The organism is Allobosea sp. NPDC055353 (assembly GCF_053644975.1).
In genome coordinates, this window is record NZ_JBSHMC010000002.1 from 385,658 (window position 1) to 410,919 (window position 25,262).

Annotated in this window: 19 protein-coding genes; 5 read left to right on the forward strand and 14 right to left on the reverse strand. The window is 67.7% G+C overall.

Annotated features, from left to right (window positions below; genetic code table 11):
* Positions 1-60 precede the first annotated feature (60 nt).
* Complete coding sequence (locus ACWIEX_RS15180; RefSeq protein WP_454033857.1) at positions 61-1,305, reverse strand: MFS transporter; 1,245 nt, start codon at positions 1,303-1,305, stop codon at positions 61-63.
* A 95-nt stretch (positions 1,306-1,400) separates the two neighbouring features.
* Between ACWIEX_RS15180 and ACWIEX_RS15185 the strand changes: the two genes are divergently transcribed.
* On the forward strand, positions 1,401-2,375 hold the full coding sequence (locus ACWIEX_RS15185) for an AraC family transcriptional regulator (RefSeq protein ID WP_454033858.1): 975 nt from the start codon (positions 1,401-1,403) through the stop codon (positions 2,373-2,375).
* Positions 2,376-2,527: 152 nt separating this feature from the next.
* On the opposite strand, the gene ligA is transcribed toward ACWIEX_RS15185, so the two are convergent.
* Entirely contained in the window at positions 2,528-4,696 is a 2,169-nt protein-coding gene (gene ligA / locus ACWIEX_RS15190; RefSeq protein ID WP_454033859.1) for an NAD-dependent DNA ligase LigA, read from the reverse strand.
* Between the two features lie 215 nt (positions 4,697-4,911).
* On the opposite strand from ligA, the gene ACWIEX_RS15195 reads away from it, so the two are divergent.
* Complete coding sequence (locus tag ACWIEX_RS15195) at positions 4,912-5,703, forward strand: DUF2189 domain-containing protein (RefSeq protein ID WP_454033860.1); 792 nt, start codon at positions 4,912-4,914, stop codon at positions 5,701-5,703.
* 360 nt (positions 5,704-6,063) lie between these two features.
* On the opposite strand, the gene ACWIEX_RS15200 is transcribed toward ACWIEX_RS15195, so the two are convergent.
* A complete protein-coding gene (locus tag ACWIEX_RS15200; RefSeq protein WP_454033861.1) occupies positions 6,064-8,100 on the reverse strand; it encodes a DEAD/DEAH box helicase in 2,037 nt (678 codons plus the stop codon).
* 359 nt (positions 8,101-8,459) lie between these two features.
* On the opposite strand from ACWIEX_RS15200, the gene aidB reads away from it, so the two are divergent.
* Positions 8,460-9,281 carry an AidB family quorum-quenching N-acyl homoserine lactonase gene (aidB, locus tag ACWIEX_RS15205; protein ID WP_454033862.1) on the forward strand — a complete coding sequence of 274 codons (822 nt, stop codon included), beginning with the start codon at positions 8,460-8,462 and terminating at the stop codon, positions 9,279-9,281.
* A gap of 223 nt (positions 9,282-9,504) precedes the next feature.
* Here aidB and recN read toward each other — a convergent pair whose 3' ends face one another.
* From recN to ACWIEX_RS15260, 11 genes are all read right to left on the reverse strand, one after another.
* The gene (gene recN / locus ACWIEX_RS15210; protein ID WP_454033863.1) at positions 9,505-11,187 is read right to left on the reverse strand and encodes a DNA repair protein RecN; all 1,683 of its coding nucleotides are present in this window, start codon (positions 11,185-11,187) and stop codon (positions 9,505-9,507) included.
* 71 nt (positions 11,188-11,258) lie between these two features.
* Positions 11,259-12,182, reverse strand: a complete 924-nt coding sequence (locus ACWIEX_RS15215) for an outer membrane protein assembly factor BamD (protein WP_454033864.1) — start codon at positions 12,180-12,182, stop codon at positions 11,259-11,261.
* A 165-nt stretch (positions 12,183-12,347) separates the two neighbouring features.
* Positions 12,348-13,295, reverse strand: coding sequence for a UDP-3-O-acyl-N-acetylglucosamine deacetylase (gene lpxC / locus ACWIEX_RS15220; protein ID WP_454033865.1), 948 nt, complete (start codon positions 13,293-13,295; stop codon positions 12,348-12,350).
* 313 nt (positions 13,296-13,608) lie between these two features.
* The gene (ftsZ, locus tag ACWIEX_RS15225; RefSeq protein ID WP_454033866.1) at positions 13,609-15,315 is read right to left on the reverse strand and encodes a cell division protein FtsZ; all 1,707 of its coding nucleotides are present in this window, start codon (positions 15,313-15,315) and stop codon (positions 13,609-13,611) included.
* 127 nt (positions 15,316-15,442) lie between these two features.
* Complete coding sequence (gene ftsA, locus ACWIEX_RS15230; RefSeq protein WP_061966784.1) at positions 15,443-16,738, reverse strand: cell division protein FtsA; 1,296 nt, start codon at positions 16,736-16,738, stop codon at positions 15,443-15,445.
* A gap of 32 nt (positions 16,739-16,770) precedes the next feature.
* Positions 16,771-17,733 (reverse strand): cell division protein FtsQ/DivIB, encoded by a 963-nt coding sequence (locus ACWIEX_RS15235; RefSeq protein WP_454033867.1) that lies wholly within the window; start codon positions 17,731-17,733, stop codon positions 16,771-16,773.
* A gap of 5 nt (positions 17,734-17,738) precedes the next feature.
* Entirely contained in the window at positions 17,739-18,653 is a 915-nt protein-coding gene (locus tag ACWIEX_RS15240; RefSeq protein WP_454033868.1) for a D-alanine--D-alanine ligase, read from the reverse strand.
* 97 nt (positions 18,654-18,750) lie between these two features.
* Positions 18,751-19,677, reverse strand: a complete 927-nt coding sequence (murB, locus tag ACWIEX_RS15245) for a UDP-N-acetylmuramate dehydrogenase (RefSeq protein ID WP_454033869.1) — start codon at positions 19,675-19,677, stop codon at positions 18,751-18,753.
* 148 nt (positions 19,678-19,825) lie between these two features.
* Complete coding sequence (gene murC, locus ACWIEX_RS15250; protein ID WP_454033870.1) at positions 19,826-21,283, reverse strand: UDP-N-acetylmuramate--L-alanine ligase; 1,458 nt, start codon at positions 21,281-21,283, stop codon at positions 19,826-19,828.
* 15 nt (positions 21,284-21,298) lie between these two features.
* The gene (gene murG, locus ACWIEX_RS15255) at positions 21,299-22,402 is read right to left on the reverse strand and encodes an undecaprenyldiphospho-muramoylpentapeptide beta-N-acetylglucosaminyltransferase (protein ID WP_454033871.1); all 1,104 of its coding nucleotides are present in this window, start codon (positions 22,400-22,402) and stop codon (positions 21,299-21,301) included.
* Positions 22,403-22,406: 4 nt separating this feature from the next.
* Positions 22,407-23,531 (reverse strand): FtsW/RodA/SpoVE family cell cycle protein, encoded by a 1,125-nt coding sequence (locus tag ACWIEX_RS15260; protein ID WP_454033872.1) that lies wholly within the window; start codon positions 23,529-23,531, stop codon positions 22,407-22,409.
* Between the two features lie 304 nt (positions 23,532-23,835).
* On the opposite strand from ACWIEX_RS15260, the gene ACWIEX_RS15265 reads away from it, so the two are divergent.
* Together ACWIEX_RS15265 and ACWIEX_RS15270 are read left to right on the forward strand one after the other, a co-directional pair.
* Positions 23,836-24,315: a VOC family protein gene (locus ACWIEX_RS15265; RefSeq protein ID WP_454033873.1), complete on the forward strand. Its 480-nt coding sequence runs from the start codon at positions 23,836-23,838 to the stop codon at positions 24,313-24,315.
* Between the two features lie 126 nt (positions 24,316-24,441).
* A complete protein-coding gene (locus ACWIEX_RS15270) occupies positions 24,442-25,257 on the forward strand; it encodes a methyltransferase domain-containing protein (protein ID WP_454033874.1) in 816 nt (271 codons plus the stop codon).
* Positions 25,258-25,262 lie beyond the last annotated feature (5 nt).

The window sequence follows — 25,262 nt, forward strand, 5'->3', positions numbered from 1 at the left end:
GAAGAAAAGTGATCGGGCGCATCACGCGCCCGATCGGTTTTGCCATTCTTGGATGGAGCGTCAGAGGGCGTGCGCAGCCGCCCCTGCACCGACCCGCTCGGGGCTCTTCGAGCCCAGCAGCAGCACGCCCGTCCCACCGACCAACGTCGCGGCCGCGGCATAGGCGATGACCCCGAGCGTCCCGAAGCCATCGACCAGCAAACCGCCGAAGATGGCACCGCTCGCAATCGCGATCTGGAAGGCGGCAACGATCAGGCCGCCGGCCGATTCGGCCTCATCCTCCGGGGCGACGCGCACCAGCCAGGTCTGGAAGCCGACCGGCAGCGCACCGAAGGCAAAGCCCCAGAGCCCAACCGCGATGGCGGAGGCGATCGGCGACGATCCGACGAAGAGCAGGCTCACGCCCACCGCGGCGATCAGGAAGGCACCGAAGATCACCGAGGCCTTGGCGCTGCGCGCGGTGATCGCCCCGCCCGCGAAATTGCCGAAGAAGCCGCCGACGCCATAGGCCAGCAGGACGAGCGAGATCGCCTCGACCGAGAGCTTGGGGATCTGCTCCAGGAACGGGCGCACATAGGTGAAGCCCGCGAAATGGCCGGAGATCACCACGACGATGCCGGCGAGCACGAGCGCGATGCTGGGCTGGCCGAGCAGGCGGAACAGCGTGCGGATATCGGGCGAGCCGCGCGCCGGCAGACGCGGCAGCACCGCGATCTGGATAACGAGCGTCGCGACGCCGACCAGCGCCGAAAGCCAGAATACGAAGCGCCAGCCCATCACATTGCCGAGATAGGCTCCGATCGGCGCGGCGCTGACGGTGGCGAGGGAGACGCCGGCAAAGATCAGCGACATCGCCTTGGGCAGGGCGCTGGGCGGCACGAGCCGCATCGCGGTCGCCGCGACCATCGACCAGAAGGCGCCGAGCCCGATGCCGAGCAGGACGCGGGCGAAGAGCAGCGTGGTCAGGTTGGTGGCGATTGCCGCGATGACGCTGGAGACGATCAGCAGGACGGTCAGCGACCAGATCACGATGCGCCGGTCGATGCCGCGCGTCACGATTGCCGCGGCGAGGCCGGCGATGGCGCCGACCACGGCGGTCGCAGTCACCGCCTGCCCGGCGGCGCCGACGGAGACGCCGACATCGGCCGCCATCGGGGTGAGCAGGCTCGCCGGCAGGAACTCGGCCGTGACGAGGCCGAAGACGCCAAAGGTCAGGGATGTGACGGCAGCCCAGGCCGGCTTGTCGCGGGCCTCCTCGGCTGTATCGTCGAATTCGAGTGCAGTGGCAGACAGGGAATCTGACATGGGGTTCTCCATGAGGTCGCCGGAAGATGGGCGTGGCCCCATGGAGTTTCCATGCTATATCATCCGCATCTCATGACCGTTCGTCCAGGATTGCCATGACTGCTTCCACCGACCACCTGACCGAGATGCTCCGGGGCCTGAGGCTCGACGGCGTCGACTACAGCCGCTGCCAGTTGGCCTCGCCCTGGGGCGTCGTCTACCCGCCGACCCATCAGGCCTATTTCCATTTCATCTCGCGCGGCAGTTGCTGGCTGAAGACGCCGGCCGGTGAATGGCTGAAGCTCGCGGATGGCGATGCCGTGCTGTTGCCGCGCGGCGGCGGCCATGTGCTGGCGAGCTCGCCGGATGTCGTCGCTTCACCGCCCTGCGACTGCCGGGTGCGCGAGGCCTACGGCAACATCTTCGATGTCGAAGGCGGCGGCACCGGCGCACATATGCTGCTCTTCACCGGCCGCATGACCTTCAATGTCGATTTCGACCACCCGCTGCTGCGCCTGATGCCCGACCTGATGCGGATGAGTGACTTCATCGCCAACGAGCCCGGCATCCCGCATCTGCTGGAGGCGATGGGGCGTGAGGTCATGCTGGACCGCGTCGGCGCCGGCGGCATCCTCGCCCGCCTCGCCGATGTGCTGGCGGCCGCGATCATCCGCGCCTGGGTCGAGGGCGGCTGCGGCGCCGCCAAGGGCTGGGTCGCAGCCGCGCGCTGCCCGACGGTCGGCAAGGTGCTGGCCGCGATCCACGCCCATCCCGAGACCGACTGGACGGTCGAGAGCCTCGCCGAGCTGATGGGCGCCTCGCGTTCCGGCTTCGCCGAGCGCTTCGCCGAGGTCGTCGGCGAAACACCCGCCCGCTATGTCGCGCAGGTGCGGATGCATCAGGCCCGGCAATGGCTCGCCCGCGACAAGTTGCGGATCGCGGTGGTGGCCCAGCGCCTCGGCTACGAGTCGGAAGCCTCGTTCAGCCGCGCCTTCAAGCGCATCACCGGCCTGGCGCCGAGCCAGGTCCGGGCGGCGGGCGAGGCGCCGCCAGCGGCCATGTTCACGCCGGCGGTGAGGGCGGCGGAGTAGTTCCCCGCTCGATCCACGCTGTCATCCCGGACAAGCCGCGAAGCGGCGCCGATCCGGGATCCATTCCGGAACGCTCCCGATAATGGTTCCGGAATGGATCCCGGGTCTTCGCTCCGCTCCGCCCGGGATGACAACGGGGAATGGACAGTTCCCTACCCGCCCACCAGATCGAACCAGCCCGCCTCGTCGATCACCTCGACGCCGTGCTTGGCCGCATCCTTGAGCTTGGAGCCGGCGCCCGGCCCGGCGACAAGGAGATCGGTCTTCGACGACACCGAGCCCGCGACCTTGGCGCCGAGCCGCTCGGCCATCGCCTTGGCCTCGTCGCGGGTCATCCGCTCCAGCGCGCCGGTGAAGACCACGATCTTGCCGGCGACGGGGCTGGCCGAGGCGACGGCCTCCAATGGCTGCGGCGAGACCTGCGCCAGCAATCGGTCGAGCAGTTCCTCGTTATGCGGCTCGCCGAAGAATTCGATCAGCGCCTCGACCACGGTCGGACCGACACTGTCGATGGCGCCGAGTTCCTGCCGCTCGGGCGAGGCCTCGTCGGCAGCAGCGATGGCCGCCGCCCGCAGCGCCTCGAACGAGCCGTAATGCCGCGCCAGCAGACGCGCCGTCGTCTCGCCGATATGGCGAATGCCGAGCCCGAAGATGAAGCGGTTGAGCGGCGGCGTGCGCCGAGCCTCGATCGCCTCGAACAGCTTGGCGACGCTCTGGGCGCCAAAACCCTCCTTGGCCTTGAGCTTCCTCAGCGGGTTGGCAGCGTCGCGTGCCGCCAGCGTGAAGATATCGGCCGGCTCCCTGACGGGAAGCTCCGCATCGCTGTGGAAGAACTCGATCTGCTTGTCGCCGAGCCCGTCGATATCCAGCGCGTCGCGCGAAACGAAATGCTTGAGGCGCTCGACCGCCTGCGCCGGGCAGATCAGGCCGCCGGTACAGCGGCGGATGGCGTCTTCCTTGCCGCTGCGCGGGTTGAGCTCCCGCGTCGCATGGCTGCCGCAGGCCGGGCAGAGCATCGGGAATTCGTACGGCTTCGAATCCGCCGGGCGCTTCGAAAGATCGACCGCCTCGACACGCGGGATGACGTCGCCCGCCCGCTTCACCGTGACGGTGTCGCCGATGCGGATATCGGTGCCGTCGCGGATCGGCAGCCCCTTGGAATCGAAGCCGCGGATATAGTCCTCGTTATGCAGCGTCGCATTGGTCACGACGACGCCGCCGACCGTCACCGGCTTCAGGCGCGCCACCGGCGAGAGTGCGCCGGTGCGCCCGACCTGGATGTCGATGGCTTCAAGCAGGGTGGTCGCGAGCTCGGCCGGGAATTTATGCGCGATTGCCCAACGCGGCGCCCGCGAAACGAAGCCGAGCCGCGCCTGCAGCGCGAGATCGTCGACCTTGTAGACGACGCCGTCGATATCGTAGCCGAGCGTCGCGCGCTGGCTCTCGATCAGCCGGTATTGTGCGATCAGTTCGGCGACACTCTCACAGCGCTTCATCAGCGGATTGGTGCGAAAACCCCAGCGCCGGAACGCTTCGACCACGCCCGATTGCGTCGGCGCCGGCAGCACCGGCATCTCGCCCCAGGCATAGGCGAAGAAGCGCAAGGGACGCGCGGCGGTGACGCTGACATCGAGCTGGCGCAGCGAGCCCGCCGCCGCATTGCGCGGATTGGCGAATTCCGGCAGTCCCTTCTCGCGCTGGCGTTCGTTGATCCCGGCGAAATCGGCGTGTCCCAGATAGACCTCGCCGCGCACCTCGGCGATCTCCGGCACATCCGGCCCGGCGAGCGTCTTGGGAATTTCGGAGATGGTGCGGGCGTTCAGCGTGACGTCCTCGCCCTCCTCGCCGTCGCCGCGCGTCGCGGCAGCGACCAGCTCGCCCTTCTCGTAACGCAGCGAGAGCGAAAGTCCGTCGATCTTCGGCTCGGCGGTGAAGGCGATGCCGTCTTCCTCCTTGCGGCCGAGGAAGCGATAGACGCGGGCCGCGAACTCGGCGACGGCCTCGTCGGAGAAGGCATTGTCGAGCGAGAGCATCGGCACGCGATGCCGGATCTTGGCGAACTTGCCGGAAGGCTTGGCGCCGACCTTGGCGCTGACGTCGCTCTCCTGCTTCAGCGTCGGAAAGGCTTCTTCCAGCGCGACGAGCCGGCGACGCTTCGCGTCATAGGCCGCATCGTCCATGATCGGCTGGTCGTCCTGGAAATAGGCGTCGTTCGCGGCCTGCACCGCGGCCGCCAGCAGCTTGTGCTCGGCCTTCGCCTTGCGCGGTGTCAGCTCTGCGATCGGCGTTTCGGAGGGGGCGGAATCGTCGGCGTCGCTCATGGGACAGCATTAGGCGAGATGATCGTGACGAGGAAGGGCAGCAGCCTTTTTGCAGTCGGTGCAAGGCGGTGCCGCCCCGAAAGCTTGCGACAAAACCGGCTTTGGCGCGTATAGTTTGCGGGCTGGGAATTGGAAGCTCGACGCCGCAGGCCGTTGACGCCAAGGTTCACGTCGACAGCCATATGGCGAACCGGGCCGGAACCGGGAGACACGCCATGGCCAATCTCGACGGCACAGTTCATGATATTGCCGCGCTCTCGCAGCCGCGCATCAGGACCATCACCACGCGGGATCTGCACGAGGCGCTGCTGCGCGGCTGGGACGATTTCAAGGCGCAGCCGAGCCATCTCGTCTTCATCGCGCTGATTTATCCCGTCGCCGGCATCCTGCTGGCGCAACTCACAGTCAGCTACAACATCTTCCCCCTGCTCTTCCCGCTGCTCTCGGGCTTCGCATTGCTCGGCCCCTTCGCCGCGATCGGGCTCTATGAGATCAGCCGCCGCCGCGAGAAGGGCATGGATACATCCTGGGTTCACGCCTTCGCGGTGCTGCGTTCGCGTTCGATCGGACAGATCGCCCTGCTCGGCGCGATGCTGACCGGGCTCTTTCTCGCCTGGCTGTTCAGCGCCTGGTTCCTCTATCGCGGTATCCTCGGCCTGCCGGCCGATGTCTCGACAGCCGATTTCCTGAGGGCCGTGTTCACCACCGCGGATGGCTGGATCATGATGGTGATCGGCAATGCGGTCGGCCTGCTGCTTGCCATCCTCGCCTTCTCGATCTCGGTCGTGTCCTTCCCGCTGATCATCGACCGGCATGTCGATGCACCGACCGCGATCCGCACCTCGATCGCCGCCGTCGAGGCCAATCCGCGCGTGATGATGTACTGGGGCCTGATAGTGACCGGGCTGCTGGTGCTCGGCTGCCTGCCCATGCTGGTCGGCCTGATCGTGGTCATGCCGGTGCTCGGTCACGCCACCTGGCATCTCTACCGCAAGCTGGTGGACTGAGGTCCACAGGCGCCAAGGGGAACCTTTGGCGCCCAAAACGGGTTCACCCCCTGCCAGATCGAGCCGCAAGGCTCCAGTCAGCCAGGGGGCTTTTCATGAACAACATCATTTATATCATCGGTCTTATCGTCGTCGTTCTCGCGATCCTTTCCTTCCTCGGCCTGCGCTGAGGAAGGAGGGCGAGAACGGTCGCCGACGGCCACCGGCGCCTGGGATGCGCCATTCTCAAAGAAATCGCGCCGTCATTCCGGGCTTGACCCGGAATCCATCATAGAGCGCTTAAGCCCTACGATGGATTCCGGATCGGTGCAGCTTCGCTGCTTGTCCGGAATGACGGCGCTTTTGTGTAAAGGCTGAAGCTCAGCCGCGATTGTCGCCGCGCGGCTTGCCCTTGCCGAAGGGCTTGCCACCCGCCGGGCGCCCGCCGGCGGGCTTGCCCGCGAAGGGTTTAGCGGCGAAGGGCTTGCCCTTCCCCTCATATGGCTTCTTGAAGCCGCCACCGGGCTTGCCGTCGTCGCGGCGCGGCGGGCGCGCATCGTCGCGCGGAGGCCTGCTGTCGGCGCGATACGGCTTGCGCTCGTCGCTCCGCGGCGCGCGTTGATTCGCATCCCGGGGCTCGAAACGCGGCCGCTGCGGCCTATCCACGGCAGCAGCCTGATCGTCACCCCAGCTTTTGCGGGGCGCGGCCGGACGCTCGGCCTTGTCCGCGAAGGACTTGGCGGGGCGGCGCTCGGCCTCCGTCGTCGGCTCGATCACGATCTTGTCGCGATCCGGGATCCGCACGGAATCATAGAAGCGATCGGCGACGTCGGCATCGATCTCGACCTTGGTCTCGCGGTCGAAAATGCGGATCGCGCCGACCTCGTCGCGCGTGATCCGGCCACGGCGGCACAGCATCGGCAGGAGCTGGCGCGGATCGGCACCCTGCTTGCGGCCGATATCGAGCCGGAACCAGACGGTGTCGCCACGCGGGCCGGCCGGCTTGCGCGGGCGCTCGCCATCCTCGCCCTCGTCGCGCCCGAACGGGCGGCGCTTGGCAGCATAATCCTCGTTCGTACGGACCGGCCGACGCTCGTCGCGGCCGAAGCCGGGATCGCCGACCTCTTCCGCGGCCGGCAGGCGGGTGCGGTAGAGCCGGACGAGCGCGGCGGCGATATCGCGCGCCTCGCGGCCCGCCATCAGCGCGTCAATCATGCCGGCATCGTCCTCGGAGCCGTCGCCGTTCAGCAACGGATCGGAGAGCAGGCGCTCCTGGTCGAGCACGCGGATCTCCTCCGCCGTCGGCGGGGCGATCCACTCGGCTTCGACCTTGCCTTCCATCAGCAGGCGCTCGGCCTTGCGGCGGCGCGATTGCGGCACCAGCAGGACGCTCGTGCCCTTGTTGCCGGCGCGGCCGGTGCGGCCCGAGCGATGCTGCATCACCTCGGAATCGTTGGGCAGCTCCGCATGGATGACGAGATCGAGCCCCGGCAAATCGATGCCGCGCGCCGCGACATCGGTCGCGACGCAGACCCGCGCCCGGCCGTCGCGCAGCGCCTGGAGCGCCGCGTTGCGCTCGTTCTGGCCGAGTTCGCCCGATAGCGCGACGGAGGTGAAGCCGCGCTCGAGCAGGATCGCCTCGAGATGGCGCACGGCATTGCGGGTGTTGCAGAAGACCAGCGCCACCGGCGCATTGTGGAAGCGCAGCAGGTTGACGACCGCGAGCTCGGCTTCCTTCGGGAAGACGCGCACGGCCTTGTAGGCGATGTCGGCATGGCCGCGCCGCGTCGCTTCCACCTCGATCCGCAGCGCATCGCGCTGGTAGCTCTGCGCGAGCTGGACGATCGCCTTCGGGAAGGTCGCCGAGAACAGCAGGCTGCGGCGCTCCGCCGGGGTGGTCTTCAGGATGTATTCGAGATCGTCGCGGAAGCCGAGATCGAGCATCTCGTCAGCCTCGTCGAGGACGACCGCCTTGAGCGCGGAGACGTCGAGGCGACGCCGCTCGATATGGTCACGCAGGCGGCCGGGCGTGCCGACGACGATATGCGCGCCCTCGTCGAGCAGCATCGCCTCGCGGCGCGGGTCCATGCCGCCGACGCAGGAGATCACCCGCGCGCCGGTCTGGGCATAGAGCCAGGCAAGTTCGCGCTGCACCTGCAAGGCGAGTTCGCGCGTCGGCGCGATGATCAGGGCGAGCGGCTCGGCCGCAGGGCCGAGCTTCTCGGCTGTGCCCAGCAGGGTCTCGCCGATGGCGAGGCCATAGGCGATGGTCTTGCCGGAGCCGGTCTGCGAGGAGACCAGCAGGTCGCGCCCGCGGGCGCCGTCTTCGAGGACGGCGCTCTGCACCGGCGTCGGGTCGGAGTAATTGCGATCGGCGAGCGCGCGCGCGAGCGGCGGGCTCGTGAGAGAAAAGGACATGCGATATGGGCCTAAGGGTTGCGGCGTAAGATGAAGGAACGGCGCGAAGCGTGGCGATAGGTTCAGGCGGCACTAGACAATCGGACCGACAAGCGGAATGCGCTTTTCGGAAAATCCGATGCCAAAACAAATAATCAGATCGCACCCCCGGCGTCGGGAAGGACGCATGGCGATCTAACGGGCAGCTGCACCATCGGATGACAGCGGCTCTTAAACTAAAGCGATACAAAAGGAAATGCGGCATTCCCGCGCCCGGCGCAGGGCTGAGCCGGGCCGGACGCACCTTGCCGGCGAGGCGCCGCCCCCACTAGCTTCCCGGCCTCACCGAACGCGCGCGATGCCGAAGCGGAGAACAGCCCATGGTCCAGCACTCCCGCCGCATCGGCGCCTACGAGGTCCAAGTCCTGCATGACGGCATCTTCGAGGCGCCGCTCGACGTGCTCATCCATGCCGATGGCGAGGCCGCCCGCAATGAGGCGGTCTCGCGCTGGGGCAAGCCGAAGGTCAGCATCGTCGTGAACTGCTTTGCCCTGAAGGGCGCGAGCGGAATTACCCTCCTCGATGCCGGCACCGGCCCGTCCTGGGGCAAAGCGATGGGCCATGCCCCGGCTGCGATGACGGCTGCGGGCATCGCGCCCGAAGACGTCGCCCACGTCCTGATCACGCATCTTCATGGCGATCATGCTCTCGGCCTGTTCAATAGCGACAGCCCATTTTTCCCGAATGCCGAGATCATCGTCCCCGAAGCGGATTTCGGCTTCTATGGCGACGAGGCCAACCGCGCACGCACCCCGGAGAAGAAGCAGGGCGCCTTCGCCATCGCCGCGAGTTTGAAGAAGCACTATGCCGGCCGCATCCGCGCTGTCCCGGCTGGTGGGGCCCATCCGGGCATCACATTGATCCCCCTGCCCGGCCATACCTACGGCGATAGCGGCTATCTGATCGAGGGCGCCGGCGAGAGCCTGCTGCTCTGGGGCGATGCGCTGCATCTCTCCGACCTCCAGGCTTCGGACCCGGATATCGGCTTCGTCTATGATTTCGACGCCGCGACCGCGCTGGCCTCCCGCCGCGGCATCCTGGAGCGCGCCGCGCACGAGAACTGGCTCGTCTCGGGTGGTCATGTCGAGGGTTTCACGCGGGTCGTGAAGAAGGGTGCGGGCTACGAATTGGTCGCTGTGTAGTCCGCGGCCGAAACCACGTCATACCCAGCACGCGCGGAGAACCCCTCCTGTAAGGAGAGGGGCAGGGTGAGGTGTAGGCCCTTGGACCAGTTGGGCGCCCACTTCACAGCAGCAGCAACCACCTCACGGCAATTCGGTGAGCGGCCTACCCCTCACCCTGCCCTCTCCCTATGGGAGAGGGTTCCCCGCGTAAGCTGAGTAAGCGTCCGGCCCAGGACAGCCTTCAGCCGCGCAGGCCCGCCGCCTGCAGCAGGCGCCCGGCGGCGGCGCGCGCTTCCTCGGTGATCGAGGCGCCGGCCAGCATCCGTGCGATCTCCTCGCGCCGCGCCTGGTCTTCCAGCGCCGTAACCCGCGTCACGGTGCGTGAGGCTTCGCCCTCCTCCGCCGATTTGGCGATCAGGAAATGCTGCCCGGCCTTGGCCGCGACCTGCGGCGCATGCGTCACCGAGATCACCTGGACCTGACCGGCCAATCGCGCTAGCCGCTCGCCGATCGCATCGGCGACTGCGCCGCCGACACCGGTGTCGATCTCGTCGAAGACCAGCGTCGGGGCGGAGCCGCGCTCGGCCAGCACGACCTTGAGGGCCAGCATGAAGCGCGAGAGCTCGCCCCCGGAGGCGACCTTCATCATTGGGCCCGGTCGCGTACCCGGATTGGTCTCGACCCAGAACTCGACCTTGTCGAAGCCTTCCGGCCCGCGCGCGTTGGCGTCGCTCTCGATCCGGGTGATGAAGCGGGCCCGCTCCAGCTTGAGCGGTGGCAATTCGGCCTTCACGGCCGTATCCAGTTTTGCCGCAGCCGCCTGGCGCGCCTCGGACAGGGCCTGCGCCTGCCCGAGGAAGGCCGTTTCAGCCTCCATCAGCTCCGCTTCGAGCCGGGAGAGCGAGGTCTCGCTTTCGTCGAGCGCGGCAAGGTCGCTCGCCATCGTCGCCGCCAGGATGGACAGGCCATCGACCGGCACGTCGTATTTGCGGCCTGCGGCCCTGAGCGCGAACAACCGCTCCTCGGTGCGTTCCTGCTCGCGCGGATCGTATTCGGCGGCGCGCGTCGCGGCGGCGAGCGCCTCGCCGGCCTCTTCCAAAGCGACGATCGCGGTGTTGAGCGCGGCAATCGAGGGGTCGACCAGCTCCGGTGCCTGGCTCGCACGGCGCTCCAACCGGCGCAGCACGGCGGCGAGCGTCGGCACCGCAGAGGATTGTCCGCCGACCGCCTCATAGGCCTCGTTGAGATCGCGCGCGACCTTCTCCGCCTGCATCATCGCCTGACGGATGGTCGCGAGCGCATCCTCCTCGCCCGCCTGCGGCGCGAGCTTGCCGAGTTCCTCGACGGCATGGCGCAGGAAATCCGCTTCCTTGCGCGCCGCCTCGACGCGCAGGCGCTGCGACTGCAGGGCCTGCCGCGCCCGCTTCAGCGTCTCGCTCGCCCCTGCTACGGCCTCGGCCTCTGCCTCCAGCCCGCCGAAACCATCGAGGATCGTGCGGTGCTGGGCCGGATCGGTCAGGGCGCGGTCGTCATGCTGGCCGTGGATCTCGACGATGGCGGTGCCCACCATCCGCAGGATCTGCACCGAGACCGGCTGGTCGTTGATGAAGGCGCGGGTGCGGCCGTCCGCATATTGCACGCGGCGCAGGATGAGATCGCCGTCGGTGTCGATCTCCTGCGCCTGCGCCAGCTTGCGGGCCGGGTGCGTCATCGGCAGGTCGAACACGGCGCTGACCTGGCCTTGAGCCTCGCCATGGCGCACGAGCGAGCCATCGCCGCGCCCGCCGAGCGCCAGCGCGAAACCGTCGAGCAGGATCGACTTGCCGGCACCGGTCTCGCCGGTGAGCACGCTCAGCCCCTCATGGAAGCCGAGGTCGAGCCTGTCGATCAGGACGATGTCGCGAATCGAGAGCTGCGCCAGCATCGACGCTCAACCCATCCTTCGGAGCCGGCAGGATCGCCCGTGGCTCGTCATGCAAGGGGCGCCCTCGCTCGTCAGAGGCGGTTCAGTCCGACCAGGCCGCCGACCGTGCGCGAGAAGCCCTGGAAGGCACGGCTGATATAGGAACCGCGATCTTCGCGCGGCTCCAGGCCGCCGCTCTGCAGCAGGGCGTAGGCGTCCTTGTACCACTGGCTATCGGGGAAGTTGTGCCCGAGGACGGCCGCCGCCGTCTGCGCCTCGTTGGTGATGCCCATCGCCATATAGACCTCGGTCAGGCGCATCAGCGCCTCCTCGACATGGCGCGTGGTCTGGTACTTGATGATGACCTCGCGGAAACGGTTCACCGCGCCGGTATAGTTGCGCTTCTCCAGATAGTAGCGCCCGACATTCATCTCCTTGCCGGCGAGCTGATCCCGCGCCACCAGGAGCTTTTCCCTGGCGTCGATGATGTATTCCGACTTCGGATAGTTGGCGATGAGCTGCTCCAGCGCCTGGATCGCCTGGGCCGTCCGCTCCTGATCGCGGGTCGCGTCCGGGATCTGGTTGTAATAGGACATCGCCAGGATGTACTGCGCATAGGCGGCGTCGGGGCTCGCCGGGTTCTGCGCGATGAAGCGCTTCGAGGCGGTGATCGCCTCCTCCCACTTCGAGGCCTGGAAATTGGTATAGGCCGTCATCAGCAGGCCCTTGCGGGCATAGGGCGAGAACGGCGCGGTCTTGTCGATGTCCTCGAACTTCTTCGAGGCGCCCTCGCTATCGCCGTTCTGCAGACGGGCCAGGCCTTCGTTGTAGAGCTTGTCAGCCGGCGTCGGCGGCGTCAGGTCCGGCTTGTAGACCTCGGGCTTGTCGAAGGGATTGAGCGAGGACAGGGTATCGCAGCCGCCGAGCAGCATGGCGGCGCCCAGCGCAAGGGCGATGCCCCTGCGCGGAGAAAGACCGCGATGGATTGCCGGAAGGCTTTGCCGCGTCACGCTCACGTCGTCCGTCCTCTTTCGATCGTCCCCGCTGGCGGGAAGCATGCCTTACCTCAGACGCTTCCCCCGCGCCACTGCCGAAAACCGGTTATGACGTGATTCCGCATCGCTGCGGCATCTGGGACAAGAAACAGGCGATTGGAAGGCGAAGTCGCGTTTCGCCGCGCTTCAGTGCAAATCCGGCGCGAAGGCGGCCGGAGCTGACGCAGCCATCTGCACGGCGCGCGGCGCCGCGAAGACCGGCTGGGATTCGACGATCGCAAAATTCGCACGATCGGCGAAAAGCGCCTCGAGGATGCGGACATTCATCCGGTGGCCACCGCAATAGGAGCGGAACTCGCCGATGATCGGATAGCCGGCCAGCGCGAGGTCGCCGATCGCGTCGAGCACCTTGTGGCGCACGAACTCGTCGCCGTAGCGCAGGCCCTCGGGGTTGATGACCTTGTCATCGCCGACCGCGACGGTGTTCTCGAGCGAGGCGCCCTGAGCGAAGCCCGCCTTCCAGAGCTGCTCGACATCGCGCATGAAGCCGAAGGTGCGGGCCTTCGAAATCTCGCTGGCATAAGCCTGCGCGTCGAGATCGAAGATCTTGCGCTGGCGGCCGATCACGACGCTGTCGAAATCGATCTCGACATCGAGGCGGAAGCCGTGCTCGGCCGGGGCCAGTTCGGCGAAGGCGCGGCCCTGCTTGATGCGGACCGGCTGGAGGACCTTGAGATAGCGGCGCGGCGCGGTGAGCGTCGTCATGCCGGTCGCCTCGATGGCAACGACGAATTCGCGGGCACTGCCGTCCATGATCGGCATTTCCGGCCCGTCGATCTCGACGAGCACGTTGTCGAGGCCGAGGCCCGCGCAGGCCGACATGAGGTGCTCGATCGTCGAGACCGAGGCCGGGCCGCGGTCGCCGATCACGGTGCAGAGCTCCGTGGCGCTGACCTTGGTGTGCTTGGCGTGAATGAGCTGGGGCGGCATGCCCTCGATGCCTGTCCGCAGGAAGACGACGCCGGTATTGGCGCTGGACGGCTTCAGGCAGATGCTCGCGGGGGCGCCGGAATGAACGCCGATCCCCGTCAGGGTCACGGCTGCCCGCAAGGTCGTCTGCCGATCGAAGGTCATACCGTTATCCAATCCTGATCGCGAAGGCCGCGGTCACCTGCCGATGCAGGGATCGTCCAGCCGGCGATGTCTTCAAGGCCAGGCCGGAATGGTCCCGACGAGGCCGTTGTCCCGATGCGGCCGCAACATAAGCTTTTGAGGCCGCCTCTCAAAATCACGCTTTCTTTCGCTGTGTTACAACGGGGAAGCGATCGAGGACGGACTATAACAAGCTGAAAGATAACGATTTTTTAACGCGCCAAAACCCGCCGCGGAATGCCGCGGCGGGTTGTGTTGCAAAGCCGTGAGACGGCGCTGCCGGGCGCCTTCCGACTCAGTTCGCCTGGCGGCGGAGGAAGGCCGGGATCTCGAGATGATCTTCCTCGCTGGAGCGAGTCGGAGCAGCGCGGCCATGCGGATCGAGCTGGCCCTGCGCCGGGCGCGAGGCCGGCTGCTGCTGCACCGGGCGGCGCATATACTCGGCATGGGCGGCGCTCGGCGCCGGGGCCTGCGGCATCGGCGGGGCGACCGGAGCCTGGACCTGACGCACCGGCGCCTGCTGCGGCTCCGTCATCTCATCGTCCTTGCGGCCACCGAAGCCGACCGAGGCGAGGCGCTGCATCAGCGACATCCGCTTCTGCTCCACGGCGCTGGGCGGCTGCGGCGCGGGCTGAACGCCGCGATGCGCATTGAGCTGGGCCTGGCCGGGGGCCGGCAGGTCTTCGACGCGGGGCATGCGGGTCGGGCGGACGACCGCGCGTTCCGGCATCGGCGGGATGAAGCTCTCATCGAAATTCAGGCTCGGCTCGGCATGCTGGACGGGCTCCGGCGCCGGAGCGGCCATCACCGGACGCGGCTGCACCGGCTCGATGCGGATGTCCTGCGCGACATGGGCTGCCGGAGCAGGCTCCGGCAGCGGGGCGACGCGGGCCGTCTCGATCGCCGGCACGGCGGGCGCGACCGGGCGGGCAGCGGCAACAGCGGCGTTGCTGCGCAGGCGGGCTTCGGCCTTCAGGCGCTCCGCCACCTGGGCGATGCGCGCCTCGGTGTCGTCGTTCTCGGCCTGGGACGAGATCGGCTTGTCGATTCCGGTCGCGACGACGGAGACGCGCACGGTGCCTTCGAGCGATTCGTCGAAGGTCGCGCCGACGATGATGTTGGCCTCGGAATCGACCTCCTCGCGGATGCGGGTGGCGGCCTCGTCGACCTCATAGAGCTTCATGTCGCGCCCGCCGGTGATCGAGATCAGCAGGCCGCGCGCACCCTTCATCGAGACGTCGTCGAGCAGCGGATTGTTGATCGCGGCCTGGGCCGCGGTCAGCGCGCGCTTCTCGCCCTGCGCCTCGCCGGTGCCCATCATCGCCTTGCCCATGCCGCGCATCACGGCGCGCACGTCGGCGAAGTCGAGATTGATCAGGCCGGGGCGGACCATCAGGTCGGTGATGCAGGCGACGCCCGAATAGAGCACCTGGTCGGCCATGCCGAAGGCGTCGGCGAAGCCGGTGGTCTCGTTGGCGACGCGGAACAGGTTCTGGTTCGGGATGACGATCAGGGTATCGACCGCCTCGTTCAGCTCGCCGATGCCGGCCTCCGCCATGCGCATGCGGCGCTGGCCTTCGAACTGGAACGGCTTGGTGACGACGCCGACGGTCAGGATGCCCATGTCGCGGGCGACGCGGGCGATCGCGGGGGCCGCGCCCGTGCCGGTGCCGCCGCCCATGCCGGCGGTGATGAAGACCATGTGAGCGCCGGCCAGATGGTCACGGATCTCGTCGATGACCTCTTCGGCCGCCGCGCGCCCGACTTCCGGCTGCGAGCCGGCGCCGAGGCCTTCGGTGACCTGCAGGCCCATCTGGACGATGCGGGAGGCGCGCGACAGGGCGAGAGCCTGCGCGTCGGTGTTGGCGACGACGAAGTCGACGCCGTCGAGGCCGGCCTCGATCATGTTGTTGACCGCATTGCCGCCGGCGCCGCCGACGCCGAACACCGTGATCCGGGGCTTCAGTTCCCGGATGTCCGGGGCTTGCAGATTCATCGCCATGGTTGCCTCTTTTGATCCCTTGTCCGGCGCCTGGCGGGAGCCGTCCCGATTGCTACGTTTGACGCCGCGGCCCGCCCTCTCGAACGAACCGTACTCACTCAATTCTCGACCATGGCTCGCGCCATGATCAGAAACTGTCCTTCAGCCACCGCCCGACACGCGAGAAGTAGCCGTCCGTCCCGGTTGCGAAGTAGCGCGCGCCGGCGGCACGCGGCTCGAAATGCTCGACATGGGCGACCTGCGGATAGACCAAGAGGCCGACCGCCGCCGCGAAGGCCGGGCCCTTGCCCGCTTCCGGCAGGCCCTTGATCCCGAGCGGGCGGCCGGTCCGGACCTGGCCGCCGAGGATGCGCCGTGCCACTTCCGGCAGGCCGGTGAGCTGGCAGGCGCCGCCGGTGAGGACGACACGCCGCCCGGCCTGGGCCGAGAAGCCGGCATTGTTCAGCCGGTCGCGCACCAGTTCGAGGATCTCCTCGACGCGCGGCTTGATGATCCGGACCAGATGCGACTTGGCGAGATGGTTCGGCATGTCGCGCTCGTCGTCATCGACCTGCGGGACCGAGATCATGTCGCGCTCGTCCGAGGCGCTGGCGATGCAGGAGCCGTGCAGCGTCTTCAGCCGCTCGGCCGCCGAGACGCGGGTCGAGAGGCCGCGCGCCACGTCCATGGTGATGTGGTTGCCGCCGACGGCGATCGCGTCGGCATGGACGAGATGCCCGCCCGAGAATACGCCGAGCGAGGTCGAGCCGCCGCCGAGATCGACGAGGACGACGCCCATCTCCGATTCGTCGTCGACGAGGACCGAGAGGCCGGACGCATAGGGGGTCGCGACTACCGCCTCGACCTCGAGATGGCAGCGCTCGACCGCGAGCATGACGTTGCGCGCCGCCGCCGCCTCGCTGGCGACGACATGCATGTCGACCGAGAGCTTGCCGCCGATCAGCCCGCGCGGATCGAGCACGCCCGGCACGCCGTCCAGCGCATAGCCGGTCGGCAGGGCATGGAGCACCGCCTTGCCGGGGCGCAGCGCATGGGTCGCGGCGGTCGCCAGCACGCGCTTCACATCGGCGTCGCCGACGGAGCCCGAGCGCAGGTCGACGCTGGCGGCGTAGTGCTGCGAGCCGATGCGCCCGCCGGTCAGGTTGACGATGACCGACTGGACCTCGACCTTGGCCATGCGCTCGGCTGCGTCCACGGCGGCGCGGATCGCGCGCTCGGCGCTTTCGAGATCGACGATCGCCCCGCCCTTCAGGCCGAGCGAGCGCTGATGGCCGATGCCGATGATGCGGGCGACATGGGTGCGTCCGCGCAGCCGCTCGTTGGTCTCGGCCGGGCTGAGTTCGGCGATCAGGCAGACGACCTTGCTGGTGCCGATATCGAGAATCGACAAGGTCGCGCTCTTGCGCGACGAGAGCGGGCGCATGCGCGGGGTCAGACCCTGGGAGGTGACGTGGTTCACGCCTCGCCCCTCTTCTTCCTGGACTTGCTCTTGAGCTGGTCGGCGCGGGCGGCGGCGGCCTCTTCCGAGAGCCGCATCGTCACCCGGTCGGGCTGGCGCAGGTCGATGGCGAGCACGTCCTTCTCGAGGATGCGATAGTCGCTCTCCAGGGACACGAGGCGCTGCACCGCGGCTTCCGGCTTGGTCTCGGGCAAGCGCACATCCATGCCGTTGTCGAGTTTCAGGTTCCAGCGACGCCCGGAGACCAGGGTCGCGGCGCGGATATGCTGGGCGAAGGGGCCGGCCTGGCTGCGGATCGCCAGATATTCGGCGGCGCGGTTGTTGGCGTCCTTGCCGACGACCAGCGGCAGATAGGCGAAGCGGCCGTCATCCATCTTGTCGATCACCGTGCCGTCAGCCGCGATCACGAAGAGCTCCCCCTTCACCTGCCAGAGCGCGTAGGGCTCGCGTTCGGTGAGCGCGATCGAGACCTCGCCCGGATAGAGCTTGCGGACGGCGGCCTCGCGAATCAGCGGCGTCGCCTCGAGCTGCTTGCGGGCCTCGTCGGCGTCGAAGAACACCAGCGAGGTCTTCGAATCGATGCCGGCCGCGACCAGGACCTCCTGCTCGGACAGCCCCGAGAGGCCGGAGATGGTGACGCGGTCGATGCCGAAGCCGAGCGCCCGCGCGATCATGTGGCGCGGCTCGCCGTAATTGTCCTGCATGGTCTGCCAGTGGCCGCCGAGCACGAAGCCCGTGCCGAGGCTGAGCGTGAGGAAGCCGAGCGCCAGCCAGGTGCCGAGGCTCGCCGGCAGGCGCTGGGCGAGCGGCACCGCGATGGCGCTGCGGCGCGAGCGGCGCATCCAGCGACCCTGGCGCTGCTCACCCACCAGAAGCTGGGGAGCGGCGTGCGCGACCGGGAGCCGGGAGAGCGGCCGGGCAGGCGCGAATCGGGGCATGGCAACGGTCTTCGTCGTCATCGCTTTCACCGATCGAGGGAGGCGTCCTCCACCATCCATTTGACGAGCTCACCGAAATCCAGGCCCGCATGGGCAGCCAACTCGGGCACCAGGCTGGTCTCGGTCATCCCGGGCTGCGTATTGACCTCCAGCCAGACGAGCGTGTCGCTCTCGTCGTGGTAGCGGAAGTCAGATCGGCTGACGCCCCGGCATCCGATTGCTTGATGCGCCGTTAACGCACACTCTTCGATCTGCTGGTAAATTTTCGGTAAAATTTGAGCCGGACAGATGTGGATCGAGCCGCCTTTCGCGTACTTCGCGTCGTAGTCGTAAAACTCACCGGTTGCGGCTTGTATTTCGGTCACACCGAGGCTGCGCTCGCCCATCACGGCACAGGTCAGCTCGCGCCCGGCGATGAAGGTCTCGGCCAGCAGCATCTCGCCGCAAGGCCAGTCCGGCCGGGCGATTTCCTGAGGCGGGTGCTCCCTGCCCTTCTTGACGATGACGACGCCGACGGAGGAGCCCTCGTCGATCGGCTTGAGCACGTAAGGGGGCGGCAGGACATGCGTCTTGGCGGCGGCGAATCGGGAGACGTTGACGCCGTGGGCGACCGGCACGCCGGCCGCCTTCACCACCGTCTTCGCCCGGTCCTTGCGGATCGCCAGCGCCGAGGCCAGCACGCCGGAATGGCTGTAGGGAATGCGCAGGATCTCGAGCACGCCCTGGATCGTGCCGTCCTCGCCGAAGCGGCCATGCAGGGCGTTGAAGGCGACATCGGGCTTGAGCTTCGCCAGCACCTCGGCGATGTCGCGCTGCACGTCGACGCGGGTGACCCGGTAGCCGACATTCTCCAGCGCGCGCGCACAGGCCGCGCCGCTGTTGAGGCTGACCTCCCGCTCGACGGACCAACCGCCCATCAGCACTGCAACATGTCTGGTCATCGACGCTTCGCTCCTGCGATGCGTCCAACCTCGTTAAACTTGGTTAACGGGGAGTTAACCGGCTTGCAGTGCCCCTGCCCTTTTCAAAGCCCGGCAGCTACGCCGCAACGCCGAGCCGCTTGATCTCCCACTGGAGCTCGAAGCCCGAATTGTCCTTGACCCGGCGGCGGACCTCCTCGCCCAGCCCCTCGACATCGGCGGCCGTCGCGCCGCCGGTATTGATCAGGAAGTTGCAGTGCATCTCCGAGACCTGCGCCCCACCGACGCGCAGGCCGCGGCAGCCGGCAGCGTCGATCAGCTTCCAGGCCTTGCCGCCTTCGGGGTTCTTGAAGGTCGAGCCGCCGGTGCGTTCCTTGATCGGCTGGGCCGCCTCGCGCGCCTGGGTCACCCGGTCCATCTCGGCCTGGATCTCCGCCTGATCGCCCGGCCGGCCCTGGAACAGGGCGGAGGTGAAGATGATGTCGCGGGTCGAGGCCGCGCTGTTGCGATAGGTGAAACCCATCTCGGCATGGGAGAGCGTCACGATCTCGCCCTTGCGGGTGACGCCGCGCACCGAGACCAGAACATCAGTCGTCTCGCCACCATGGGCGCCGGCATTCATCCGCAGCGCCCCGCCGATCGAGCCGGGAATGCCACGATAGAAGGCAAGCCCGTCGAGCGAGGCATCGCCCGCAGCGCGCGCGACCTTGACGTCCGGCACGGCCGTGCCGGCGCGCAGGCGGTCACCGCTTTCCAGCGCGATCTCGCCGAAGGCCTTGCCGCCGAGCCTGACCACGACGCCGGGGATGCCGCCATCGCGCACGATCAGGTTGGAGCCAAGCCCGATCACCGTGACGGGAACGTCCTCGGGCAGCTTCGAGAGCAGATAGGCGAGGTCCTCGTCATCGGCCGGCGTGAACAGGATCTGCGCGGGACCGCCGACGCGGAACCAGGTCAGGCCCGAAAGCTCCTGATTGGCGAGAAGCCGGCCCCGCAGATCGGGAGCCGAGGCGCGGATGTCGGAGGAAAGGTCTGCGAAGGGCATGGTGCTAACCGCGCTGGCCCTTCTCCCCTTGCGGGAGAAGGTGGCCCGGCGAAGCCGGGACGGATGAGGGGTCGCGCCGTCCCTTTCCAAAAGGGCGAGGATGTCATGCGATGACGGTGAAAATCGTCGCGCGACCCCTCATCCGGCGCTATCGCGCCACCTTCTCCCGCAAGGGGAGAAGGGAAGCAAGAGGCAAGGTGTCACCCCTGAGCGCCGCCAGTTCCCCCGGCAGCGCATAGGCCCATTGGGTGATGTTGCCGGCGCCGAGGCAGACGACGTAGTCGCCCGGCCCCGCCAGCTCCGCCACCATGCCGGCGAGCTTGTCGGAACTTTCCAGCGGCAGCGCATGGCGATGGCCGCGGGCCTTGATGCCGGCGACCAGCGAATCACGGTCGGCACCGGCGATCGGCGCTTCGCCGGCCGCGTAGGTGTCGGCCACGATCACGGTATCGGCATCGTTGAAGCAGGCGGCGAAATCGTCGAACAGGCTCGACAGGCGAGTATAGCGGTGCGGCTGGACGATCGCGATGACCTTGCTCTTCGTCGAGGCGCGGGCGGCCTTGAGGACGGCGGCGATCTCGACCGGATGGTGGCCGTAATCGTCGAAGATCAGCGCGCCGTTCCACTCGCCGGTCTTGGTGAAGCGGCGCTTGACGCCGCCGAAACCGGCCAGCGCCTCGCGGATAACAGGCACGGGAATGCCGAGATCATAGGCGACCGCGATCGCAGCCGTGGCGTTCAGCGCGTTGTGGTGGCCCGGCATCGGCATGACGAGATCGCGGATCACTTCGTCGCGGCCGGTCTTGCGGTCGCGGATGAGCAGCGTGAACTTGGCCTGCCCGCCCGAGAGGTCGATGTCGATCAGGCGGAAATCGGCCTGCGGGTTCTCGCCATAGGTGACGACGCGACGATCGGTGATCTGGCCGACCAGCCCCTGCACCGTCGGGTGGTCGATGCACATCACCGCGAAACCGTAGAAGGGCAGGTTCTCGACGAAGGAGCGGAAAGCCGCCTTGATCGCGTCGAAAGTGCCGAAATGGTCGAGATGCTCGGGGTCGATATTGGTGACGATCGCGACGTCGGCCGGGAGCTTCAGGAAGGTGCCGTCCGACTCGTCGGCCTCGACCACCATCCAGTCGCTCTCGCCCATGCGGGCATTGGTGCCATAGGCGTTGATGATGCCGCCATTGATCACGGTCGGATCGAGCCCGCCCTTCTCCAGCAGCGTCGCGACCAGCGATGTCGTGGTCGTCTTGCCATGGGTGCCGGCGATGGCGACGCAGCTCTTGAGCCGCATCAGCTCGGCCAGCATCTCGGCGCGGCGCACCACGGGCAGGCGCTGCTCACGGGCGGCGAGCAGTTCGGGATTGTCGCGCCTGATCGCGGTCGAGACCACGACGACCTCGGCCTCGCCGAGATTCTCCGCCTTGTGTCCTACGAAGGTGGTGATGCCCTTGTCGGCGAGGCGCTTGACGTTAGCGCCGTCGGAAGCGTCCGAACCCTGCACCTTGTAGCCGAGATTGTGCAGGACCTCGGCGATGCCGGACATGCCGATGCCGCCGATGCCGACGAAATGGATGGAGCCGAGCTTCGGCGGCAGCTTCATGGGTCTTGAATCCTGTCAGTGCGGAAGGTTGGCCGTGGCGATCACGAGATCGGCCAGGCGGTCGGCGGCATCGGGGATGCCGGCGCTCTTCGCGTTTGCGGCCATCGTCGTCAAGTGGGCAGGCTGCGCGATAAGCTTCGACAATTCGGCGGCAAGATGGCGCGGCGTGAAGTCCGGCTGGAGAATGCGGACAGCTCCGCCCACGCCTTCGAGGAAGGCGGCGTTGGCCGCCTGGTCCTGATCGAGCGAGCCCGGCAGCGGCACCAGCAAGGCCGGGCGGCCGATCACGGTGAGTTCCGCCACGGTCGAGGCGCCGGAGCGGGCGATGACGAGCTGCGCCGCCGCCATCTGCGCCGGCAGGTCCTTGAAGAAGGGCGCAATCGTCGCCTTGACGCCGAGCTTCTCGTAGATCCCGCGCACGCGCTCGTCATCCTCGGCCCGCGCCTGCTGGGCGATGCTCAGGCGCGCGCGCTCGGCATCGGTGAGGAGCTGGAGCGCCGGCGGCACGATGTCCGCCATGATGCGCGCACCCTGGCTGCCGCCGAAGACGAGGAGCCTGATCCTGCCTTCGCCCGGCCAGTCGTAATCGTGGCCGGCCGCCGCGATCACCGCGGGACGCACGGGGTTGCCGACATGGCGGCACTTGGCCTGCTGTGCCTCGGTCAGCCCACCGACCTTGGCGAAGCCGGTCGCGATCACGTCGGCACGGCCGGCGAGGAAGCGATTGGCCCGGCCGATCACGGCGTTCTGCTCGTGGATCAGGGTCTTCACCCCAGCGAGTGAAGCGCCGAGCACCGGCGGCACGGTCGGGTAGCCGCCGAAGCCGACGACGACGGCCGGCCTGACCTGCTTGATGATCCCGCGCGCCGCGAAAGTGCCCTTGGCGATGTTGAACAGCGCCGCCGCCTTCTGCAATGGCGAGCGGCCGGACGGGGTCGCCGCCGGCACCGCATGCACGGCCTCGGCCGGAAAGCTCCCGGCGTATTCGGCGGCGCGCGTATCGGTCATCAGCACGACGCGCATACCCTTGGCATGCAGCGCGTGGCTCAATGCCTCGGCCGGGAAGAGATGGCCGCCGGTCCCGCCGGCAGCCAGCATGACGAGCTTGTCCGTCGTCATCGGATCAGCGCCCGAATTCGACCGAGCGCGGCCGCCGCCGGGTCAATGCCAGCAGGAAGCCCGTCCCGACCGCGAGCGAGAGCAGCGAGGAGCCGCCATAGGAGATGAAGGGCAGCGTCATGCCCTTGGCCGGCATCATGTGCAGGTTGACCATCATGTTGATCGCCGCCTGGATGCCGAAAAGCAGCGCTAGGCCGGTGACGGCGAGGCGGATGAACGGGTCCTCCGCCTTCTGCGCCACGAACAGCGCCCGGATCACGATCACCGCGAAGAGCGCGACCAGCAGCATGCAGACGACGATGCCGAACTCCTCGGCCGTGACGGCGAAGATGAAGTCGGTATGGGCGTCGGGCAGAATGCGCTTCACCGTGCCCTCGCCCGGTCCCTTCCCGAGCCAGCCGCCCTGCGCGAAGCTCTCCAGCGCCGTGTCGACCTGGAACGAGTCGCCCGAGCCCTTGTCCATGAAGCGCTCGATGCGGGCGCGGACATGCGGCACCAGCTCATAGGCGACGAAGATGCCGGCGGCGCCGACGCCCCCTAACCCGATCACCCAGAACCAGTGCAGGCCTGCAACGAAGAACAGCCCGCACCAGACCAGGCTGACCAGCATGGTCTGGCCGAAATCCGGCTGCAGGACGAGCGGCACGATGGTGAAGGGCAGCAGCAGCAGCGCCAGGATCGTGCCCGGCAGGTCGGGCCGGCGCGTGCCCTCGGCGAAGGCCCAGGCCGCCATCACGACGAAGGCGGGCTTGAGGAATTCGGATGGCTGGACCGAGCCCAGCGGCCCGAGCGTCAGCCAGCGTTTCGCGCCCTTCACCTCGACGCCGAAATAAAGCGTCGCCACCACCATGACGAGCGAGCCGATATAGATCAGCAGCGCAGCGCGGCGCACCTGGCGTGGCGTCATCAGCGACACCCCGAGAAAGATCACCAGCGCGACGGCGAGATAGGCTGCTTGCCGGTTGACGAAATGGAAGGTCGAGAGCCCGAGCCGCTCGGCCACCGGCGGTCCGCCCGCCATCAGCAGCACGACGCCCGAGACCATCAGGGCGACGAGTGCGGTCAGGATGAGGCGGTCGATCGACCACCACCAGCGGCCACTGAGAGAAGGTTCCGCGCGCGAGACCATGACGGGCATCCCATCGACAAATTCCGCGCAACCAAGGCCGCGCCTGCATGACGAATCACTCTGTCAATGAATGGTTAACCGATTGATTCCGATGCGCGGGATCGGCGGGCTCAGCGCAGCACGATCCACAGCGGCGCGCCGGATTTTACCGCCTCTTCGACGCAGGCTTGTCCGCTTCGATCGGCCGAGCGCCTCAAATCGGTCTCATGCTGCCGGTCAGATGCAAAGGCCGCTCCTGACACGCATTGTCGTCCCATGGGAGGAGTTGCACCCTGCACCAGTTTCGACAGCGAAAGGACTGATCATGGCCATCGCCAAGAACACGATCTGCCTGTGGTACGACAAGGACGCCGAGGCTGCCGCCCGGTTCTATGCCGAAACCTTCCCCGACAGCGCGGTGAACGAGGTCTTCCGCGCCCCCACCGATTTTCCCTCGGGCAAGGCCGGCGACACGCTGACCGTCACCTTTACGGTCCTCGGCATTCCTTGCCTGGGCATCAATGGCGGGCCGATGTTCAAGCACAGCGAGGCCTTTTCCTTCCAGATCGCCACCGAGGACCAGGCGGAGACCGATCGCTACTGGAACGCCATCGTCGGCAATGGCGGCCAGGAGAGCGAATGCGGCTGGTGCAAGGACAAATGGGGTCTGTCCTGGCAGATCACGCCGCGCGTGCTGAGTGAGGCGCTCGCCGTCGGCGGCGAGGAGGCCAAGCGCGCCTTCGCCGCGATGATGACGATGCAGAAGATCGATGTCGCCAAGATCGAGGCCGCCCGGCGCGGCTGAGACCGATCGTCTGGAGCGGCTTTCGAGCCCACGAACGTGGCTTCGCGCCAGCAAGAAGCGAGGTCATGAAACCATAACGGTTCAGCCGGGTCGGAAACGGCCCCGGCGCACCAGGATGGAGGCGTGATGACGAAGCCGGACATCTATCTGCTTGGGCGGGCCGAGGCCGAAGTCGATCGGCTCAAGCGTCAGATCTTGAATCTCGCACCCGACTCCCGGGCACAGCTCGATCGGATCGGCATAAAGCGCGGGGAGCGCGTCGTCGATCTCGGTTGCGGCCCCGGCGGTGTCCTGCATCTGCTGGCAGAGCATGTCGGCCCGACCGGTTCGGTCCTCGGCATCGATCGCGGCAGCCATTTCGTCGAGTTGGCGCGCCATTTCATCGCCGACCGCGGATTGCCCCAGGTCGAGCTGCGCGAGGGCGATGCCTATGAGACCGGCCTGCCGCGAGCGGCCTTCGACGGCGCCCATATGCGGCTGCTGCTGGTGAATGTGCCGGAGCCCGAGCGGATCGTGCGTGAATTGGTCTCCCTGGTGCGGCCCGGCGGCTGGGTCGCGAGCTTCGAGGCCGATTATCTTCCGCACTGCCTCGATCCGCCCCTGCCGGCCTGGAGCCGCCTCATCGAGGCTTACGCGGCCTATGCGCAGGCACAGGGGATCGATCTGTCGGTCGGCCGGAAGATCCATCGGCTGTTCCGGGATGCAGGCGTGGTCGATATCGAGGTCGACGCCATTCTCCATGTCTTTCCCGCCGGCCATGAACGCCGCTGGTTCCCGCGCGGCCTCATCGACAACATCCGTGACAAGCTCGTCGATGGAGGCTTCATCGCCCGAGCCGACCTCGAAAAGGAGATGGCGGCGCTGGAGAACCACCTGTCCGATCCTGCCGTGCAGGTGACGTCCAACCTGTTCTTCCGGCTCACGGGCCGCGTGCCGGAATGACGGCA

Coding starts and splice junctions, on each gene's coding strand:
- ACWIEX_RS15180 (WP_454033857.1), bottom strand. CDS start 1,305: ATGTCAGATTCCCTGTCTGCCACTGCACTCGAATTCGACGATACAGCC.
- ACWIEX_RS15185 (WP_454033858.1), top strand. CDS start 1,401: ATGACTGCTTCCACCGACCACCTGACCGAGATGCTCCGGGGCCTGAGG.
- ligA (WP_454033859.1), bottom strand. CDS start 4,696: ATGAGCGACGCCGACGATTCCGCCCCCTCCGAAACGCCGATCGCAGAG.
- ACWIEX_RS15195 (WP_454033860.1), top strand. CDS start 4,912: ATGGCCAATCTCGACGGCACAGTTCATGATATTGCCGCGCTCTCGCAG.
- ACWIEX_RS15200 (WP_454033861.1), bottom strand. CDS start 8,100: ATGTCCTTTTCTCTCACGAGCCCGCCGCTCGCGCGCGCGCTCGCCGAT.
- aidB (WP_454033862.1), top strand. CDS start 8,460: ATGGTCCAGCACTCCCGCCGCATCGGCGCCTACGAGGTCCAAGTCCTG.
- recN (WP_454033863.1), bottom strand. CDS start 11,187: ATGCTGGCGCAGCTCTCGATTCGCGACATCGTCCTGATCGACAGGCTC.
- lpxC (WP_454033865.1), bottom strand. CDS start 13,295: ATGACCTTCGATCGGCAGACGACCTTGCGGGCAGCCGTGACCCTGACG.
- ftsZ (WP_454033866.1), bottom strand. CDS start 15,315: ATGGCGATGAATCTGCAAGCCCCGGACATCCGGGAACTGAAGCCCCGG.
- ftsA (WP_061966784.1), bottom strand. CDS start 16,738: ATGCGCCCGCTCTCGTCGCGCAAGAGCGCGACCTTGTCGATTCTCGAT.
- ACWIEX_RS15235 (WP_454033867.1), bottom strand. CDS start 17,733: ATGACGACGAAGACCGTTGCCATGCCCCGATTCGCGCCTGCCCGGCCG.
- ACWIEX_RS15240 (WP_454033868.1), bottom strand. CDS start 18,653: ATGACCAGACATGTTGCAGTGCTGATGGGCGGTTGGTCCGTCGAGCGG.
- murB (WP_454033869.1), bottom strand. CDS start 19,677: ATGCCCTTCGCAGACCTTTCCTCCGACATCCGCGCCTCGGCTCCCGAT.
- murC (WP_454033870.1), bottom strand. CDS start 21,283: ATGAAGCTGCCGCCGAAGCTCGGCTCCATCCATTTCGTCGGCATCGGC.
- murG (WP_454033871.1), bottom strand. CDS start 22,402: ATGACGACGGACAAGCTCGTCATGCTGGCTGCCGGCGGGACCGGCGGC.
- ACWIEX_RS15260 (WP_454033872.1), bottom strand. CDS start 23,531: ATGGTCTCGCGCGCGGAACCTTCTCTCAGTGGCCGCTGGTGGTGGTCG.
- ACWIEX_RS15265 (WP_454033873.1), top strand. CDS start 23,836: ATGGCCATCGCCAAGAACACGATCTGCCTGTGGTACGACAAGGACGCC.
- ACWIEX_RS15270 (WP_454033874.1), top strand. CDS start 24,442: ATGACGAAGCCGGACATCTATCTGCTTGGGCGGGCCGAGGCCGAAGTC.